We start from the raw sequence: 17,361 nt of genomic DNA on the forward strand, positions 1-17,361 counted from the left end.
CAGCCCTCCGTTTTACATCATCATATATGGATTCATATCTATTGAAATCATCAATTGTTTTTGTTCCATTTCCTTTTGATAATGGTCTTGTATTTTCCGTAGTAAACTTGCCAGTTCATTTTCCCTTTTGTATTTTATCACGCATTGATACCGATATCTATCTTTGATCTTAGCGATTGGTGATGCGGCCGGACCAAGGATTCGAGTATTCGGTGCACAGTTCATTTTTAGGAACTGGACAATTTGATCAGTGACATGTGCTGCCTTCGTCACTTCTTCGTGTGACACTGTCACCATCGCCAAAAAGTAATAAGGCGGATAGGACTGGTGGCGGCGATGCAGCATCTCCTGTTCATAAAAGGCTTCGTAGTCATGCTGCTTCGTTAATTCAATACTATAGTGAGAAGGTGTATACGATTGAATAATAACCGAGCCCGCTTTTTCATGGCGCCCTGCCCTGCCGCTGACCTGCGTGAGAAGCTGAAATGTTTTTTCACTTGAACGAAAATCAGGGATGTGAAGGGATGTATCCGCACTGAGAACACCAACAAGTGTGACATCTGGGAAATCCAGCCCCTTTGCAATCATCTGCGTCCCGAGCAAAATGTCCGCTTCTTTATTGCCAAAAGACGTAAGAAGCTTTTCGTGAGCACCTTTACGAGACGTTGTATCCACATCCATTCGGATCACACGCGCCTCAGGCAACACCTTTGTCAGTTCTTCTTCTACTCGCTGCGTGCCAGTTCCAAAGTAGCGAATATGCTCACTGTGACATTCTGGACATTCAGAAGGTACTGGAGCTTCGTGACCACAATAATGGCACTTCAGCCGTTTTTGATAGCGGTGATAGGTAAGAGAAATTTCACAATGAGGACATTGCTCCACATATCCGCAATCACGGCACATCACAAAGGATGAATAGCCTCTTTTGTTCAGAAATAAAACGGCTTGTTCTTTTCTTTCAAGCACTTCCTTTAACCTGATCATTAATTCTTCTGAGAACATGGAGCGGTTGCCATTTCTTAGTTCCTCTCTCATATCAATTAACGAAACGTGCGGCAGCTGCTGCTGGTTGACGCGGTGCTTGAGCGGCAGCAATGTATAAACGCCTTTTTTCGCACGTGCATAGGTTTCAAGTGAAGGTGTTGCACTGCCTAATACGACTGGACATTGATGCCGCACTGCTCGTTCAATGGCGACATCCTTGGCATGGTAACGAGGCATTTCTTCTTGTTTATAAGAGGATTCGTGCTCTTCATCTATAATAATCATGCCTAAATTTTCAAATGGAGCGAAAACAGCAGATCTTGCGCCAACGACAAGCTTGACTTCCTTGCGATGAATCTTCCGCCATTCATCATATTTTTCTCCTGTCGATAAGCCGCTGTGAAGAACAGCCACATTTGAGCCAAATCGTTCTTTAAATCGCTGCACCATTTGAGGGGTTAATGAAATTTCAGGAACTAAAACGATCGCTTCTTTCCCTTTTTGAAGAACATGATCAATTGTCTGCAAGTAAATCTCCGTTTTACCGCTTCCTGTCACTCCGTGCAGCAAAAAGGTTTCGTGCTGATCCTCACTGACCGCTTGATGAATATGTTTTGCCGCCTCTCTTTGCTCAGGCGTGAGATCAAGTGATGCAGATGGTGTAAACTCCCGGTCACGGTAAGGATCCCGGTAGACCTCTTCATAGCTTTCTGTTAACAGCCCTTCTTGAATAAAGGTTTTAAGCGTTTGAGAACTCGCGCCTGTTTGCTGCTGCAAGTCTTTCGCTAAAAAGGTTGTCTCTCCCGCTTGAAGCAAGTAAGAGATCAGTGCCTTTTGTTTTACCGCATTTTTTTTTAGCTGCTGCTGCTTTTCTTCAAGTTTTTCTTTCGATACAGCCAACTGGAGCATGCGGACCTTTTTCTTTCCAGATTTTTGCGAGACATGATATCTCACCTCTAGATGACCTTTTTGGACATGCTTTTGAATCTGTTTTAATTGTTCAGCCGGGATGTCAGCATAAAGAATGCTCTCTCGCTGACCGAAAAGCTCTTTCAATGACTGCGGAAGTTCTTCCTCTGATAGCACCTGTATTTCTTTTTCATACTTTGCCTTCATGGCTGCGGGCAGCATCGATTGAAGTGCCGTAATATGATAGGACAATGTTTTTTCCGTCAGCCAGTGGGAAAGCTCCAGCAGCTCATCTGTCAGAACAGGTGATAAATCAAATAAATCGACTATCTCTTTGATGCTTCCTGTCTTGATGTCTGTTTCCTCTTTGACTTTTGTCACAAACCCTTGAATCTTCCGCGGGCCAAAGGGAACGACCACCCTCATTCCCGCTTTGACGAGATCTTTGAATCGATCTGGTACACGGTAATCAAATGGCCGGTCAATGGCTTTCGTTGTGACATCTACGATGACTTCAGCAATCATGCGCGATCACGCTCTTCTGGAAGCAGCTGTATTGCCTCCTTTAAAATTTCAAAAGCGAGGTCTTTTTTGCTCATCATCGGCAGCTCTTTTTTCGTTCCATCTGCTTTGATGATCGCTGCCACATTGGTATCTGTGCCAAAGCCTGCACCTTCTTTAGTGACGTTATTGGCCACAATCATATCTAGATGCTTGGATTCAATTTTCTTTTTCGCATAATATTCTACATCCTGCGTTTCAGCTGCAAATCCGACCAGCACTTGATGCTCTTTTCTTTTCCCCAGCTCTTTTAAAATATCTTTTGTCCGGGTAAATTCAATGTCCAAAGCGCCGTCCTGTTTTTTCATTTTATGAGCATATGTCGTGACAGGGGTGTAATCGGCGACAGCTGCTGATTTTATGACAAGATCAGCTTCTCCGTATACATCTAGCGCAGCTTGATACATATCTTCAGCTGATTCAACGTGCACTACATGTACATGGTCAGGTTCAGTTAAAGAAACAGGTCCAGATATCAGCGTAACATCTGCCCCCATTTGCTGAGCAGCCTCTGCGATCGCATAGCCCATTTTTCCACTAGAACGATTTGTAAAGAATCGGACAGGATCGATGACTTCACGTGTAGGACCTGCTGTCACCACGACTTTTTTTCCTGAGAGCGGTAAGCTTTTTGGCTCTTCAAAAAAAGCACGGATGTGTTCCACAATTTTTTCAGGCTCCTCTAATCGCCCTTTTCCAATGTAACCGCAGGCTAAATAACCTTCACTTGGCTCAATAAACCGGTAGCCGTCTTCATATAATGTGCGAATGTTCCGTTTCACAGCCGGGTGATCGTACATATGCACATTCATCGCTGGTGCGATCCATACAGGCGCTGTTGAAGCAAGCAAAGTCGTCGTGAGCATATCATCTGCAAGTCCAGCGGCCATTTTACCAATCGTATGTGCTGTTGCAGGGGCAACAAGAATGAGATCGGCCCAGTCAGCTACGTCAATATGTGCAATGACTTTTGGATTGTTTTCTTTGAATGTATCTACATATACCTCATGCCGAGACAGTGCTTGGAAGGTAAGCGGAGACACAAACTCACGAGCAGATTCCGTCATAATCACTCTGACATTTGCGCCTGCTTGTACGAGTTTACTAGTAAGTGCTGCTGCTTTATATACGGCAATTCCTCCGCTGACACCGAGCAAAATATTTTTTGACTGTAACATTTGTTTGTCCCCCTTAACGGCCTTTTTCACAAATTCGTCTACAATTCAAAAAAGTCAAAACCAATCATAGTTTTGACTTTTTTGAACGTATCGTATCTGCATTGCAGAAGCGATGTGTTATTCTTGATCCTCTTTTTCAAATGTCAAAAGACCAGCGTCGATTTCTTCTAGTGCTTTGCCTACGAATTTGTAAGACTTTGTGTTTTCAATCTGCTGATCTTGGTGGATCTGCATTTCACGTGCACGGCGTGCAGACACTGTTACAAGTGTATATTTTGAATCAAGTTTGTTCATCAATGAGTCAATTGAAGGATCTAACATGGTTTATTCTACCCCCAGCATTTTTTTATATCTTGGTGCGACTCTGTCTCTGCGCAGGTGTTCTGCAAGGACGATCGCTTTGATTCTTTCACAAGCAAGCTCGACATCATCGTTTTCAACGACATAGTCGTAAGCATCCATCATTTCAATTTCTTCTTTCGCAGCGGCCATTCGGTTTCGAATGAGCTCCTCAGATTCTGTACCGCGAGTAATGATGCGGTTTTGAAGTTCTGAAAGACTAGGCGGTGCAAGGAAAATAAAAAGACCTTCTGGGAATGCTTCTCTTACTTGAAGTGCGCCTTGCACTTCAATTTCAAGGAAAACATCTTTTCCTTCGCTCAATGTCTGTTCTACATAGTCAACAGGCGTGCCGTAGTAATTCCCGACGTACTCTGCCCATTCTAACAGTTTTTTGTTTTCAATCATATGTTCAAATTCTTCCCTGGTTTTAAAGAAATAATCGACACCATTTCTTTCACCTTCACGCGGTTTGCGCGTTGTCACAGAAATAGAGTATTCAAATTTCGTATCTTCCTGGGAGAAAATGGCTTGTCTGACCGTTCCTTTTCCAACTCCCGAAGGTCCAGAGAGAACGATTAAAAGTCCTCTTTCTTTCATAATGGCGTATTACCCCTGCCCTTCATCTATGATTTCTTCTTTTACAGAAAGTCTTTGCGCGACAGTCTCAGGCTGAACGGCAGATAAGATGACATGGTCACTGTCCATAATGACAACAGCACGGGTTCTTCTTCCGTATGTAGCATCTATGAGCATGCCTCGATCTCTTGCGTCTTGTATCATTCGTTTAATCGGTGCTGATTCCGGACTGACGATCGAAATCATCCGATTCGCTGAAATGATGTTTCCAAATCCGATATTGATCAACTTTATGGTCATCTTCTTTCGTCCCCCTGTAATATAAACGTCTCTAGTCTCGCCGAAAGAGACGCACTGTAAACAGCATACACAATGACTATTCTATATTTTGCACTTGTTCTTTTATTTTTTCAATAGCACTTTTCATTTCAACCACCAGCTTTGTTAAATGGTGATGGTTCGCTTTTGATCCAATGGTGTTCACTTCACGGTTGAGCTCCTGTACAAGGAAGTCAAGTTTTCGTCCGGCAGCACCGCCTTGCAGCAAGATTTGCTGGAACTGCTGAAAATGACTTTTTAATCTCGTAATCTCTTCTGTAATGTCACACCGGTCAGCAAAGATAGCAGCCTCAGTTGTCAGTCTGCTTTCGTCAAGCGCTTCTCCGATCCATTCTTGCAATCGCTGGTTCAATCGTTCTTTGTACTGATTCACAACCTCTGGTGCAAAGACTTTGATTTCTTCTGTATAGGCCTCTAGTTCAGAAAGCCTCAGTTCACAGTCTTTTTGAAGCGATGCTCCCTCTTGCTCTCTCATGAAGCAAAGCTCCTTGACAGCAGCCTCGCAAGCTTCCATCAGCAACTGCTCTAACTGTTCATTTCGGCTGGCTGACTCTTCCACCTGAACGGCAAGCTCCAGCCCCAATAAGTCATGTGCATGCTGAATGCCTGAAATGTGATAGCGTTTCTCGAGGTCTTTTGCGGCTTTCATGTATTCATCAAGCAGCGGCCAGTCGATCTGTAAGGACCGGCTTGCTAGTTTACCGCCTTCAATCGTGACAAACAGCTCAATTCTACCGCGCTGCACGTGACGAAGAATGATCTTTTTTAATGTATCTTCGAAATATAAAAGCGGCCTCGGCAAACGGGCATGAACCTCTTTAAAACGGTGATTGACCGATTTTAGCTCAACTGACACTGTCAGTTCTCCATCCGTTTTACTCGCTTGGCCGAATCCCGTCATACTGCGTATCATGTCAAAACACCCAATTCTTTCATATTAATAAAATGAAAAAGGTAATAGCAGACACTATTACCTCAAAATTATACCATAATCAATTATTTTTTTCTTGTCAAAAGTGATCCTGCCAGTAAAAAAGTTGGCAGTGCAGACATCCCGATGATCAGCAGCCAATCAATCGGTGCAACCGCGACCGTTTTGAAAATCGGCTGAAGCGGCGGGTAATAAATGACCACAAGCATGAGCAAAAGTGATGACAAAACCGCACCGATCAAATAAAGGTTTCCAAATGGATTACGTTCAAAAATGGACCGTTCACTGCGGCAGTCAAATACATGAATGAGCTGCGCCAAAACAAGCGTACTAAATGCGACAGTCTGTGCATATTGCAGGTTGTTTGGATCGCGGTGATACACAAATATAAATGCCAAAAGGGTCGCAAGCCCGATGAGGAATCCTCTTGAGATGACCTTCCAGCCAAGCCCTCTTGCAAAAATGCCCTCTTTCATATTCCGCGGCTTTCTCTTCATGACATCGCCTTCTGGCTTATCCATGCCAAGTGCCATAGCCGGGAGACCATCTGTGACAAGGTTTACCCATAAGATTTGTATAGGAACGAGCGGCAGCGGCAGCGCGAGGAGCATCGCAAACAGCATGACCAAAATTTCCCCGACATTTGATGCCAGCAAATAGCGGACAAACTTACGAATGTTTTCATAAATATTCCGGCCTTCTTTAATGGCGGATTTAATGGTCGCAAAGTTGTCGTCAAGTAAAATAAGAGAAGACGCTTCTTTGGCTACGTCTGTTCCAGTGATGCCCATGGAGATGCCGATATCTGCTTGTTTAATGGCAGGCGCATCATTGACCCCATCACCTGTCATCGCCACAACATGCCCATTTTTTTGATAGGCTTTGACAATTCTCAGTTTATGCTCAGGGGAAACCCGGGCAAAGACGTATACATTTTCAGCCGTTTGCTCAAGCTCTTTGTCGCTCATCTGATCAAGTGCTTTTCCGTCTAGCACCTGTCCTTGCTTCGGTAAAAGGCTTAAGTCTTTTGCGATCGCTTTGGCCGTTTCCACGTGGTCGCCTGTAATCATGACCGTTTTAATCCCGGCATCCCGGCACTCTTTAATCGCTCGTCTGACTTCAGGACGCGGTGGATCGATCATGCCCTCTAACCCGATAAATGTTAAATCGGTTTCAGCCTGCTTTACAGAGGTGATTTTTTCTGTCAGACCGACTTTTTTATACGCAATGGCAATGGTTCTAAGCGCCTGTCTTGCTAACCCTTGAATCGCAGCTTCTGCTTCTTGCCTGTGAGTCGCTGAAAAAGAAGCTGTGCGTCCGCCGTGCATGATATGACTTGAACGGTTCATTAGTACATCCGGCGCACCTTTTGCAATGACATACCGCTCTTTTTGATTCGTTTCAACGACGACTGACATCATCTTTCTTTCTGAGTCAAAAGGAAACTCCTCAATGACATGAAATCCAGCTTCAATGAATTGCTCTGTAAAACCCGCTTTACGTGCTGCGGTAAGAAGCGCTCCCTCTGTCGGATCGCCATCAAGCCTCATCTCTCCATCTTTTTCAACGATGGTCGATGTATTACAAAGCGCCCCGTATAATAACACCTTTTGCAGGCTTGGGTGCTTGTCGGCATGGACGATTTCTCCGTTTAAGGTAAAGTCACCGGATGGCTCGTAGCCTGTGCCAGAAATATTCCACGTTTTCCCCTCTGCCCATACATGGGTCACGGTCATTTTATTTTGCGTCATGGTTCCTGTTTTATCTGAGCAAATGATTGACGCGCAGCCGAGAGTTTCCACCGCCGGGAGCTTTCTGACAATCGATTTTTGTTTGATCATCCGCTGCACCCCTAGGGAAAGTGCAACAGTGACGATCGCCGGCAGTCCTTCTGGAATCGCCGCAACAGCAAGAGATACTCCCGCTAGGAACATATGATACAATTCATGTCCTTGCACAACACCGAGAACCACTACGAGCACCGTTAAAAATAAAGCAGCCACAATCAGAATTTTCCCAAGCTGCTCGAGACGCCTTTGCAGCGGCGTTTCCATATTACCTGCTGCATCCAGCATACCGGCAATTTGTCCCATTGCCGTATTCATTCCTGTACCAATGACAACCCCTACGCCGCTTCCTCTAGTAACAAGCGTCCCCATAAAGGCCATGTTCGTCAAATCTCCAAGCGAGACATGGCTGCTTGAAAGAGGACTTGCGTGTTTGACAGCTGGGATAGACTCACCAGTGAGAGCGGACTCCTCGATTTCTAAACTCTTTGTTTCTAGTAATCTAATATCCGCCCCAATCCGGTCTCCGCTTGAAAATTTCACAATATCCCCTGGCACGAGATGTTTAGACGGGATCTTGACCCATTCATTATTTCTCCTTGCATATACATGCGGAGTTGATAATTCCTTTAACGCTTGAAGGGATTTTTCCGCCCGGCGTTCTTGATAAAAGCCGAGTACACCATTAATCAAAACAATGGCTACAATCGCAACAGCATCAATGTATTCTCCTAAAAAGGCAGAAATGATTGTTGCAGCAAGCAAGATTAACACCATGAAATCTTTAAATTGTGCTAAAAAAATGATCAGAGCCGACGCCTTTTTTCCTTCCTGCAATTCATTTGGCCCGTGTTTTTCAAGCCGCTTTTGTACATCTTTTTCTGACAGTCCGTCACCTATCGATGTATTCATTGTTTTTAATAAATCGGTTTGGTTCAGTTCATGCCAATTCATTTGACCTCGTCCACTCCTCTTTTGTTCTCTCTCATATGCAGTGTTCTATAAGCCAGTTTATTCAGACTCGTCCTAAATCATGCTATAATAATAAGACTGCCTAAAGAACGAGAAAACAGAAGGTTCTTTCAGTAGATTTGTGTGAAAGAAGAGGGTGTATCCAACATGTCATTTGACGGCATTTTTACATATGGTATGACAAATGAATTGCAAGAGACATTAACTGGCGGGAGGATTTCTAAAATCCATCAGCCATATAAGCACGAGCTGATTTTTCATATTCGGGCAAACGGGAAAAATCATAAGCTCCTTTTATCGGCTCATCCGAGCTATGCGAGAGTGCAGCTCACTGAGCATCAATACGACAATCCAAGCGAGCCGCCAATGTTTTGTATGCTCCTCAGAAAGCATCTTGAGGGCGGCTTCATTGAACGTTTTGAACAGATTGGATTTGACCGGGTGATCGTGCTTCATGTAAGAAGCAGAAATGAAATTGGCGATGAGCAGACGCGTAAGCTTTACATTGAAATCATGGGACGTCATAGTAATTTCATTCTGGTAGAGGATGGAACGCAGCAGATCATTGATGGTTTGAAACACCTTTCTCCATCTGTGAACAGCTATCGAACGGTGCTTCCTGGTCATGAATACCTTCTGCCGCCTGCGCAGCAAAAATTGAATCCTTTTGACGTGACAAAGGATGATATTTTGAAGCATTTACGCTTTCAAGAAGGAAAGATCGCAAATCAAATTGTCGATACCTTCTCTGGGGTTTCCCCGCTGTTTGCAAAGGAAGTTGTACACCGGGCCGGTCTTGCCAATCAAGAAACGATTCCAAATACACTGCTCGACATGTTCCAGCTCATTCGCATGCATTCTTTTACACCGCAGCTCACAAGAAAAGACGGAAAAGAGTATTTCTATTTATTAGAGCTTCAGCATGTCCATGGCGAGATGAAGACATTCGACTCACTCAGCCAGCTGCTTGACCGCTTTTATTTTGGAAAAGCTGAGAGAGATAGAGTCAAACAGCAGGCAGCGGACCTTGAACGGTTTGTCGTAAATGAAAAAAAGAAAAATGAAAACAAGCTGAAAAAGCTAAAAAGAACCCTTGAAGAATCTCAAGGTGCACACAAATATCAGCTCTATGGTGAGCTGTTAACAGCCAATTTATATGCGATTAAAAAAGGGGATAAAGAAGCGACTGTCATCAATTATTACGATGAAGACGGCGGAGAAATCACGATTCCGCTCAAAACAAACAAAACCCCTTCTGAAAATGCCCAGGCATATTTTACAAAATATCAAAAGGCAAAAAATGCTGTAGAAGCTGTAAATGAACAAATTAAGCGGACACATGAAGAAATTGCTTATTTTGAAGAGCTGATTCAGCAGCTGTCCTCTGCTTCACCGAAGGATTTAGAGGAAATGAGAGAAGAGCTTGTTGAAGGAAAATATTTACGCGCCAAACAAAAGCGTCTCGCCAAAAAGAAAAAACCGGCGGCCATTCAGCTCGAAACGTATGAATCATCCCAAGGCATACCAATTTTAGTCGGAAAAAACAACAAACAAAACGAGTATTTGACTACAAAGGCAGCTGCTCGTGATGATATTTGGCTGCATACAAAGGATATTCCTGGGTCACATGTCGTCATCCGCCACCAAGCACCTGATGAACAAACGCTGCTTGAAGCGGCTCAAATTGCCGCCTATTTTTCAAAGGCAAAAGAGTCCAGCTCCGTACCTGTCGACTATACAAAAATCCGGCATGTGAAAAAACCAAACGGAGCAAAGCCAGGCTTTGTTACGTATGATCAGCAGCAAACTTTATTTGTCACGCCTGACGAAGATCTTGTGCTCAAGCTGAGAAAATAAATAAAAAAAAGCCGATAAAATCTCCTGTAAGGATTTTATCGGCTTTTTCTTTGTCGTTTTTTTCTTTCGATGTAAAGGGCATCAAGTGCGTCAATATCCTCTTCTTCAAGCAAGGATTCTATTGCCGCAGCCAGCTGTTTTGTCCGGGCGGGGCTAGCACCGCTTGTAGAGACTGAAATCGTCACTTTTCCTGCTTTGACAACCTTCGGCATCATCACATTGCCGAGCTCAGATTGGCTCACACAATTCACGAGCTGGTGAGGCTGCGCTGTTTGTGCAATCCATTCATTTACCGAAGGGTCGTTTGTAGCAGCTACAATGAAAAACGCATCCTTCAAATCTTCAGCGCCCACCTTCTTTTCCTTCCAATTCAATGCGTATGTATCAATGAGGCACGCCATCTCTTCAGAAAGATCAGGACTCACAACAGTTATATGGCAAGACTCCGTACACAATGCCTTTGCTCTTCTTAATGCGACAGATCCGCCGCCGGCGATGACCACTTGTTTATTGGTTAAATCAAGATGGACTGGAAGCATGGCTTTCTCCTCGGAAACGAAACGCATCGTCTTTGTTTAAAATGGTTTCTTGCACGCGTTCAATATAAGCCGCTTTGACATGCGGATGAAAGCCAATATACCGGCATACCCGGACATCTTTCAGCCGCTTTCTCGCCTGAGCGGCTTCACTTTCAATTTCTTTCATTAAAATCCCCGTAAACAGTAAGTAAGGAACGATATAAACAGGCCCATCGTCATCTTCTGATAACTGCGCGAGAACATCTCGATAATTTGGCTCACATGCTGTAATAAAACACGGAAGAACCTCTGCATGCGGAAGCAGGCTTCGGACATCGTCTGCAATGCCAAACACATCTCGCTTCACATCCGGATCAGAACTCCCGCGGCCAATTAAAAGAATCCGAGCGCGCTCGCCTTGATATCCTGCTTCTTTAATTCTTGCGGCAACCGCTTTTGTTACTTCTTGATTCACCCCGATCGGCTTTCCATATGTGACCTTCACTTGCGGGAAACGCGCGCGCACTTTCTCAATTTCGACCGGGATATCCGATTTGGCATGCATGGCAGTTAAAAGGAGGAGCGGGACGATTGCAATGTGTGTCGCTCCTTTTTTCACACAGGCCTCAAATCCTTCTTCTATAGAAGGATCCGTCAGCTCTAAAAAACAAATTTCTTGTATATCTGCTTTCACTAACGGCATACAGCTTTTCATAAAAGAAATGGCCTTATCTTGTGCTTCTTTCACCCTGCTTCCATGCCCAACATAAAGGACAGCTTGTTTCATGCGGCTCCTCCCTCTCACTTGTTTTCATCAGACGAAAAGACACGATGTATGCACGTGTCTTTTCTCTACCATTCTCATTTCTCGATTAATGCGGGTTCAAACCAGTTCAGCTTTTGATGAAAATGAACGACATCTCCAACAACAATTAAACTTGGATGCTCGATCCCTTCTTTTTCAACAGTTTCAGACAGTGTCGCAACCGTGCAGCAAGTTGTCTTTTGCCTCGATGTGGTTCCCCAGTGTATAAATGCAGCGGGTGTTTCTGGGTCCCGTCCATTTTTTAAAAGCAGGCGCTGCACTCTTTCCACGTTTTTGACACCCATGTAAATCACAAGAGTATCAATCCCTGTAGCCAGCGCCTCCCACTTTTCTTCAAAATGTTCATCCTTTTGATAGTGGCCCGTGACAAAAGCAACATTTGAGCTGAATTCACGATGTGTCACAGGGATGCCCGCATAAGCAGCCGCTGCAATCCCAGAAGTAATTCCTGGGACGACCTCATACGGAATTCCGTGCTCAGCTAAGCATTCGATTTCTTCACCGCCGCGGCCAAAGACAAAGGGGTCGCCGCCTTTCAGCCGAACGACAACGTTCCCTTCCTTTGCATGAGCCACAAGCGCTTCATTGATGGCTTCCTGCCTCATTGTATGATGATTTGGCAGCTTGCCGCAATAAATCAATTCCGCCTCCGGTTTGGCATGGGCGAGAATTTCTTGATTGACAAGACGATCATATAAGATGACATCTGCCTGCTGTATCGCCTTATGGGCCTTTAATGTGATTAAATCTGGGTCACCGGGTCCAGCACCCACAATGTATACTTTCCCCATCTTGCTTTTCTCCCCCTGCCATCAGGCGATTATTTCGTTGTTCCTTTTACATAATCAACAAGACGCTGTTTAGATTCCTCACGGGATAATTCCCCTGTATCTAATACGAGCTCAGGCGCAGCAGGCTCTTCATACGGTGAATCGATTCCAGTGAAAAACGGAATTTCACCGTTTCTGGCCTTTTTATATAACCCTTTTGGATCACGCTCTTCACACACGTTCAAATCACATTTGACAAACACTTCGTGAAATTCTCCATCTTCGACTAACTGTCTAACAATGTGGCGGTCTTCTTGAAATGGAGAAATAAAAGCAGTGATGACAATCGTTCCTTGCTCCACAAATAATTTCGCCACTTCTCCGATTCGGCGGATGTTTTCTTTTCTATCATCATCTGAAAACCCTAGATCTTTATTGAGTCCGTGCCGCACGTTATCGCCGTCAAGAACTGTGACTTGGTAGCCTTGTTCAAACAGCTCTCTTGCAGCTGCATTCGCGATCGTTGATTTACCTGACCCGCTTAGACCTGTAAGCCAGATAATGCCGCTCGTATGATTGTTTTTTTGTTGATATTCTTTTTTTGTAATAGATGAATCATGCCACACGATATGTTCGTTGCTCATGTCATACCCTCCCGTTAAGATACCGTCGTTTTTAATCCTTCGATTAATGTTTCAATGACTTCTTTTCGGCTGAACGTGCTTGGTGGTAATTCACCGTTTCTCAGCATTGTTCGAACCTTTGTACCTGAAAGAATGACATGCTCGCTTTTGTCGTGAGGACACGTTTTTGGAGTGGCCATCGCTTCACATGTATTACAGTAGAAGCTGTGTTCAAATTTTAATGGAGTAATGCCGATTTCTTCGCTTGTAAATTGATCAAATAGTTCCTGCGCCTCGTATGTGCCGTAATAGTCACCAACACCTGCATGATCTCTTCCGACAATAAAATGGGTGCAGCCATAATTTTTCCGTACGAGCGCATGAAAAATGGCTTCCTTTGGTCCAGCATAACGCATTGCAGCAGGAAAAACACCTAAAAAGACGCGGTCTTTTGGATAATAACCGTCCAATAACACTTGATAGCTTTTCATTCTTACATCTGCTGGGATGTCGTCAGATTTTGTTTCACCGACAAGAGGATTTAAAAATAAACCATCGACTGTTTCCAGTGCTGTTTTTTGAATATATTCATGGGCACGATGAACCGGGTTTCTCGTTTGGAAACCAACAATGGTTTTCCAGCCGTTTTCTTTAAAATGACGTCTTGTTTCTTCTGGCTCATACGTAAATTGAGGGAATGGTTTTTCACTGCGTTTCGTCAGTGTAATTTTTCCGCCAATGTAAGTATCGCCGCGTTCAAATAATTTTTTCACGCCTGGATGATTGCGGTCATCTGTTTTATAGACATTCACCGCTTCTTTTTCCTTATCTGGTGTGTATTGATCCTCTACTTCAATGACCCCATATACAGTCCCATTATAAGATAAGCGCACGATATCGCCTTGATGGATTTCCGCCGCCTTTTCTTTTGTTACTGGCAGTGTAATAGGAAGAGACCAAACGACACCACTTGCTAGCCGCATACTGCTTACAACTGCTTCATAATCAGCTTTTGTTAAAAACCCTTCAATAGGACTATATCCGCCAATTGCAATGAGTTCAAGGTCTGCAAAGGAAATCGCATCTAGTTCAATTTCCTTCGCAGCCGTGCTGAGATCATATTCTTCATTTACTCGATTAATTAATACGCCACCATGTGGTGTTAAACTCATTTGTTCATCTTCCTCTCAATGTTCATATTTATTAGATGTTAATAGTCGGATTTATGGTTAAATCCCGCCGCCCTGTTCATGAATAGAGCTGCTTTCTTTTTTGACTGCTTTCATCAGACTCAGCGCACCAAGTGAGGCAAGCAGTACACTCATCATGATAAAGATAGAGTAATAGTCTCCTTTTAAGAAAAGGCTCACAAGCAAATACGATAGGCTGAGTGATAAGAAAGGTGAGACCACCCATACTTTCAGCATTTTTTTCACAACATGTTTGTGAAAAATGTTAGGCCCGCCTTTTGCCATTCCAAGCCCGATAATAGACGAGGAGGTGATTTGCGTAAGTGGAACGGGCAGCCCAAAAATAGAGCTGACGATGACAAGCCCGGCACCGGTACTCGAAAGTAAAATCCCTTCGCCTGTTTGATAGCGGGTAATTTTCTTTCCGTTTGTTTCCAGCACTCTTCTGCCTAGCAAGAGGGCCCCTGCTGCGACGAAGATTCCGCCATAAAGTGTTCCCTGCCCAACTGACAAAACGCCTGAAGCGACGAGCGGGCCGACGGCATTTGCCACATTGTTCATACCGGCTGAAAATGCCTCTAAAAATCCGCTGAGAATTAATACGACAGATAAAATAGCTGTGCCTTTTTTAGACAGCTTCCGTTTAGGGAACATTCTGATGATTTTGACGACAGCAAAGGTAAAAAGAAAGGCGAAAAGCGGGATGATGACCCAAAATGCCACAATCATTAAAATGGATTTCACAAACAAAACTTTATATGCGACTGCTACACCAACTACAGCCCCTACTGTGACCTCACTTGTTGATAAAGGAATCGCCATCAGATTTGCTATGAAAAGTGATAGTGCAGCAGAACCAATGATAATACAAACGATTTCAAGTGTAATGACTGATTCTGGCATAATACCAGAGCTGATCGTTTTGACGACCTCACCGCCGCCAATCACTGAACCTGCTAAAATCCCAACTGCACAAAAACTGAGCGCATAAATGGGCTTTTGAATGGCACCTGATCCATACGCAATGCCCATAGAAGCAGCTGCTCCGCTTGCGCCTATGTTTAAAGCAAAGAATAGACTAAATAAAATTGCGGCGATTTCCATACATTATACTCCCTTACTCATGTAATCCGCACTCTGTCTTTGCTGTGCCTGACCATCTGCCAGAACGAAGATCATCTGCAGTAAATGCTGGCTGTGTACACGGTGCACAGCCGATACTTGGATATCCTTGGTCATGCAGCGGATTATAAGTAAGTTCCTCTCTAGATGCATATCTCCATATGTCCTTCCACGTCCAATGGATGAGCGGACATACTTTCACTGATTTGAATTTTTCATCCTTATTTAAGAAATTCGTCCCTGCTCGTTTTGGTGACTGCTCTCTTCTTAAACCAGAAAGCCATGCTGGATAACCAGATAGGGCTTCTTGCAAAGGAATGACCTTACGCATATGACAGCAGCTTTGAGGATCTGTTTTCCATAATTGATCACCGTGCTGCTCATTTTGCTGTTCAACCGTCAGCTCAGGCGTTTTCAGTACAATATCTAAACCCGGATATCTTTCCTTTACCGCATCAATTGTGTCGTAAGTTTCTTTAAAATGCAGACCTGTATCTAAAAAGACAATTCTCGCATCTTTTTTTACTTTTGCAATCAGATCAATCAGAACGATGCCCTCAATCCCAAAGCTGCACGCATATACAAGCTGGTCACCATAATGACCGTACGCCCATTTCAGTACAGACAGGGCTCCTTTATACAAATCATCCTCTTGAAATGTAATGGACGGCTCTTGCCAATTTTCATAAGTTAACATGATTTCTCCCCTTCCGGAGTACCGCTCATATTGCTATTTTCCGCACTACTTTAATCTAATTTTTTCGTTTTTTTCCACTTGAATCACTTGACCGTCCTGAACAATTAACGTAATTGAACCGAATTTCATATCCCCAATCAGTTCTTGCATATGCTTTACTAAGTCCTCATCCTGATTTTGTTTCACTTCCATCTCCTCTTCCTCCTCACCGTTAAAATAAAAAAACTTTCTTTCAGTCCGAAAGAAAGATGAGGAAGCTCACAATTTCCTTATCTTTCAAAATAGAATCATTTTGCAGGAAGTAGCACCTTGCAAATCGCAGGTTGCCGGGTTTCATCGGGCCAGTCCCTCCACCTCTCTGGATAAGAGTTTCAATTTGTCTTAAATATTAACACAATTCAAACAAAAGTCAACCCGACTTTATTGATAGGATTAGTTTTTATTAAAATTTGAGTCTATTTTACTATTTTTACCCAAATAAAAAAGCCGTGCGGGCAGGCACAGCTTTAAAATTGTTAACGATGGACTTTGACTTTTCAGACCGTTTCTTCCATCCAAGATTCAGAGGAAGGGTCTTGTCTCCAGCGTTTTAGTTTGTTCATCGCAGACGGCTCAATCGCTTTCAGTTCAAGTGCCACGTCTGTCAATGTGTCATAGTCTGTCAGGGTGACATATGGAATATTTTTTTCTTGAAAAGCGGCCGCTGCTTTTGGCAGTCCGTATGTGAAGATTGCGGCAACTCCTAGTACCTCGCAGCCCTCAGCTTGAAGAGCAGCAACCACTTCCAGCACACTGCCTCCTGTGGAGATAAGGTCTTCGACGACGACAACCTTTTGGCCTTTCGATACGGCCCCTTCAATTTGATTTCCTTTGCCGTGTGCTTTCGGCTTACTTCTGACATAACACATCGGGATGTTCAAGCGGTCTGCTGCTAATGCCGCATGCGGAATGCCTGCTGTTGCAGTACCCGCGACAACCTCTGCTCCCTTGAAATGAGTGAGAATCAAATCTTTTAGACCTTCCGCAATGTCGTGTCTGACTTCTGGATATGATAATGTGAGGCGGTTATCACAATAGATCGGTGATTTTATACCGCTCGCCCATGTAAACGGTTCGTCTGGTTTTAATGAGACCGCTTTGATTTGTAATAGATGTTTCGCGATTTTTGATTTCATC

General features: G+C 43.9%; 17 protein-coding genes and 1 riboswitch. Of the genes, 1 reads left to right on the forward strand and 16 read right to left on the reverse strand.

Features of this window, described 5'->3' with window-relative positions; translation table 11 throughout:
* Nucleotides 1-12: 12 nt before the first annotated feature.
* The 7 genes from priA to M1D84_RS11240 all read right to left on the reverse strand — a co-directional run bounded on the left by priA (nucleotide 13) and on the right by M1D84_RS11240 (nucleotide 8,564).
* Entirely contained in the window at nucleotides 13-2,421 is a 2,409-nt protein-coding gene (gene priA, locus M1D84_RS11210) for a primosomal protein N' (protein WP_024424212.1), read from the reverse strand.
* Nucleotides 2,418-3,635, reverse strand: coding sequence for a bifunctional phosphopantothenoylcysteine decarboxylase/phosphopantothenate--cysteine ligase CoaBC (gene coaBC / locus M1D84_RS11215; protein ID WP_458106251.1), 1,218 nt, complete (start codon nucleotides 3,633-3,635; stop codon nucleotides 2,418-2,420). The genes priA and coaBC overlap by 4 nt, the downstream gene beginning before the upstream one ends.
* Nucleotides 3,636-3,752: 117 nt before the next feature.
* Nucleotides 3,753-3,956 carry a DNA-directed RNA polymerase subunit omega gene (gene rpoZ / locus M1D84_RS11220; RefSeq protein ID WP_003211647.1) on the reverse strand — a complete coding sequence of 68 codons (204 nt, stop codon included), beginning with the start codon at nucleotides 3,954-3,956 and terminating at the stop codon, nucleotides 3,753-3,755.
* A gap of 3 nt (nucleotides 3,957-3,959) precedes the next feature.
* On the reverse strand, nucleotides 3,960-4,574 hold the full coding sequence (gmk, locus tag M1D84_RS11225) for a guanylate kinase (protein WP_024424214.1): 615 nt from the start codon (nucleotides 4,572-4,574) through the stop codon (nucleotides 3,960-3,962).
* 9 nt (nucleotides 4,575-4,583) lie between these two features.
* Nucleotides 4,584-4,853, reverse strand: a complete 270-nt coding sequence (remA, locus tag M1D84_RS11230) for an extracellular matrix/biofilm regulator RemA (protein WP_008344898.1) — start codon at nucleotides 4,851-4,853, stop codon at nucleotides 4,584-4,586.
* A 76-nt stretch (nucleotides 4,854-4,929) separates the two neighbouring features.
* On the reverse strand, nucleotides 4,930-5,805 hold the full coding sequence (locus tag M1D84_RS11235; protein WP_073205149.1) for a YicC/YloC family endoribonuclease: 876 nt from the start codon (nucleotides 5,803-5,805) through the stop codon (nucleotides 4,930-4,932).
* An 83-nt stretch (nucleotides 5,806-5,888) separates the two neighbouring features.
* Nucleotides 5,889-8,564 carry a calcium-translocating P-type ATPase, SERCA-type gene (locus M1D84_RS11240; RefSeq protein ID WP_458106252.1) on the reverse strand — a complete coding sequence of 892 codons (2,676 nt, stop codon included), beginning with the start codon at nucleotides 8,562-8,564 and terminating at the stop codon, nucleotides 5,889-5,891.
* A gap of 165 nt (nucleotides 8,565-8,729) precedes the next feature.
* On the opposite strand from M1D84_RS11240, the gene M1D84_RS11245 reads away from it, so the two are divergent.
* Nucleotides 8,730-10,439, forward strand: coding sequence for an Rqc2 family fibronectin-binding protein (locus M1D84_RS11245; RefSeq protein ID WP_206533875.1), 1,710 nt, complete (start codon nucleotides 8,730-8,732; stop codon nucleotides 10,437-10,439).
* Nucleotides 10,440-10,474: 35 nt separating this feature from the next.
* On the opposite strand, the gene M1D84_RS11250 is transcribed toward M1D84_RS11245, so the two are convergent.
* The 9 genes from M1D84_RS11250 to pyrE form a co-directional block, all read right to left on the reverse strand.
* On the reverse strand, nucleotides 10,475-10,978 hold the full coding sequence (locus M1D84_RS11250) for a precorrin-2 dehydrogenase/sirohydrochlorin ferrochelatase family protein (protein ID WP_103132561.1): 504 nt from the start codon (nucleotides 10,976-10,978) through the stop codon (nucleotides 10,475-10,477).
* Entirely contained in the window at nucleotides 10,959-11,744 is a 786-nt protein-coding gene (locus M1D84_RS11255) for a sirohydrochlorin chelatase (RefSeq protein ID WP_149126679.1), read from the reverse strand. Before M1D84_RS11255 ends, M1D84_RS11250 begins: the two co-directional genes overlap by 20 nt.
* Nucleotides 11,745-11,818: 74 nt before the next feature.
* Nucleotides 11,819-12,574 (reverse strand): uroporphyrinogen-III C-methyltransferase, encoded by a 756-nt coding sequence (cobA, locus tag M1D84_RS11260; RefSeq protein WP_025092552.1) that lies wholly within the window; start codon nucleotides 12,572-12,574, stop codon nucleotides 11,819-11,821.
* 29 nt (nucleotides 12,575-12,603) lie between these two features.
* The gene (gene cysC, locus M1D84_RS11265; RefSeq protein ID WP_044330722.1) at nucleotides 12,604-13,197 is read right to left on the reverse strand and encodes an adenylyl-sulfate kinase; all 594 of its coding nucleotides are present in this window, start codon (nucleotides 13,195-13,197) and stop codon (nucleotides 12,604-12,606) included.
* A 14-nt stretch (nucleotides 13,198-13,211) separates the two neighbouring features.
* Nucleotides 13,212-14,348, reverse strand: a complete 1,137-nt coding sequence (gene sat, locus M1D84_RS11270; RefSeq protein ID WP_024424222.1) for a sulfate adenylyltransferase — start codon at nucleotides 14,346-14,348, stop codon at nucleotides 13,212-13,214.
* A 57-nt stretch (nucleotides 14,349-14,405) separates the two neighbouring features.
* Nucleotides 14,406-15,470, reverse strand: coding sequence for an inorganic phosphate transporter (locus M1D84_RS11275; RefSeq protein ID WP_024424223.1), 1,065 nt, complete (start codon nucleotides 15,468-15,470; stop codon nucleotides 14,406-14,408).
* A gap of 13 nt (nucleotides 15,471-15,483) precedes the next feature.
* On the reverse strand, nucleotides 15,484-16,185 hold the full coding sequence (locus tag M1D84_RS11280; protein WP_024424224.1) for a phosphoadenylyl-sulfate reductase: 702 nt from the start codon (nucleotides 16,183-16,185) through the stop codon (nucleotides 15,484-15,486).
* Between the two features lie 45 nt (nucleotides 16,186-16,230).
* Entirely contained in the window at nucleotides 16,231-16,335 is a 105-nt protein-coding gene (locus tag M1D84_RS11285; protein WP_369810469.1) for a DUF2292 domain-containing protein, read from the reverse strand.
* 116 nt (nucleotides 16,336-16,451) lie between these two features.
* Nucleotides 16,452-16,554: riboswitch (SAM riboswitch) on the reverse strand.
* A 167-nt stretch (nucleotides 16,555-16,721) separates the two neighbouring features.
* Nucleotides 16,722-17,360, reverse strand: coding sequence for an orotate phosphoribosyltransferase (pyrE, locus tag M1D84_RS11290; protein ID WP_024424225.1), 639 nt, complete (start codon nucleotides 17,358-17,360; stop codon nucleotides 16,722-16,724).
* Nucleotide 17,361: the final 1 nt, after the last annotated feature.

The organism is Bacillus sp. PK5-006 (genome assembly GCF_054161415.1).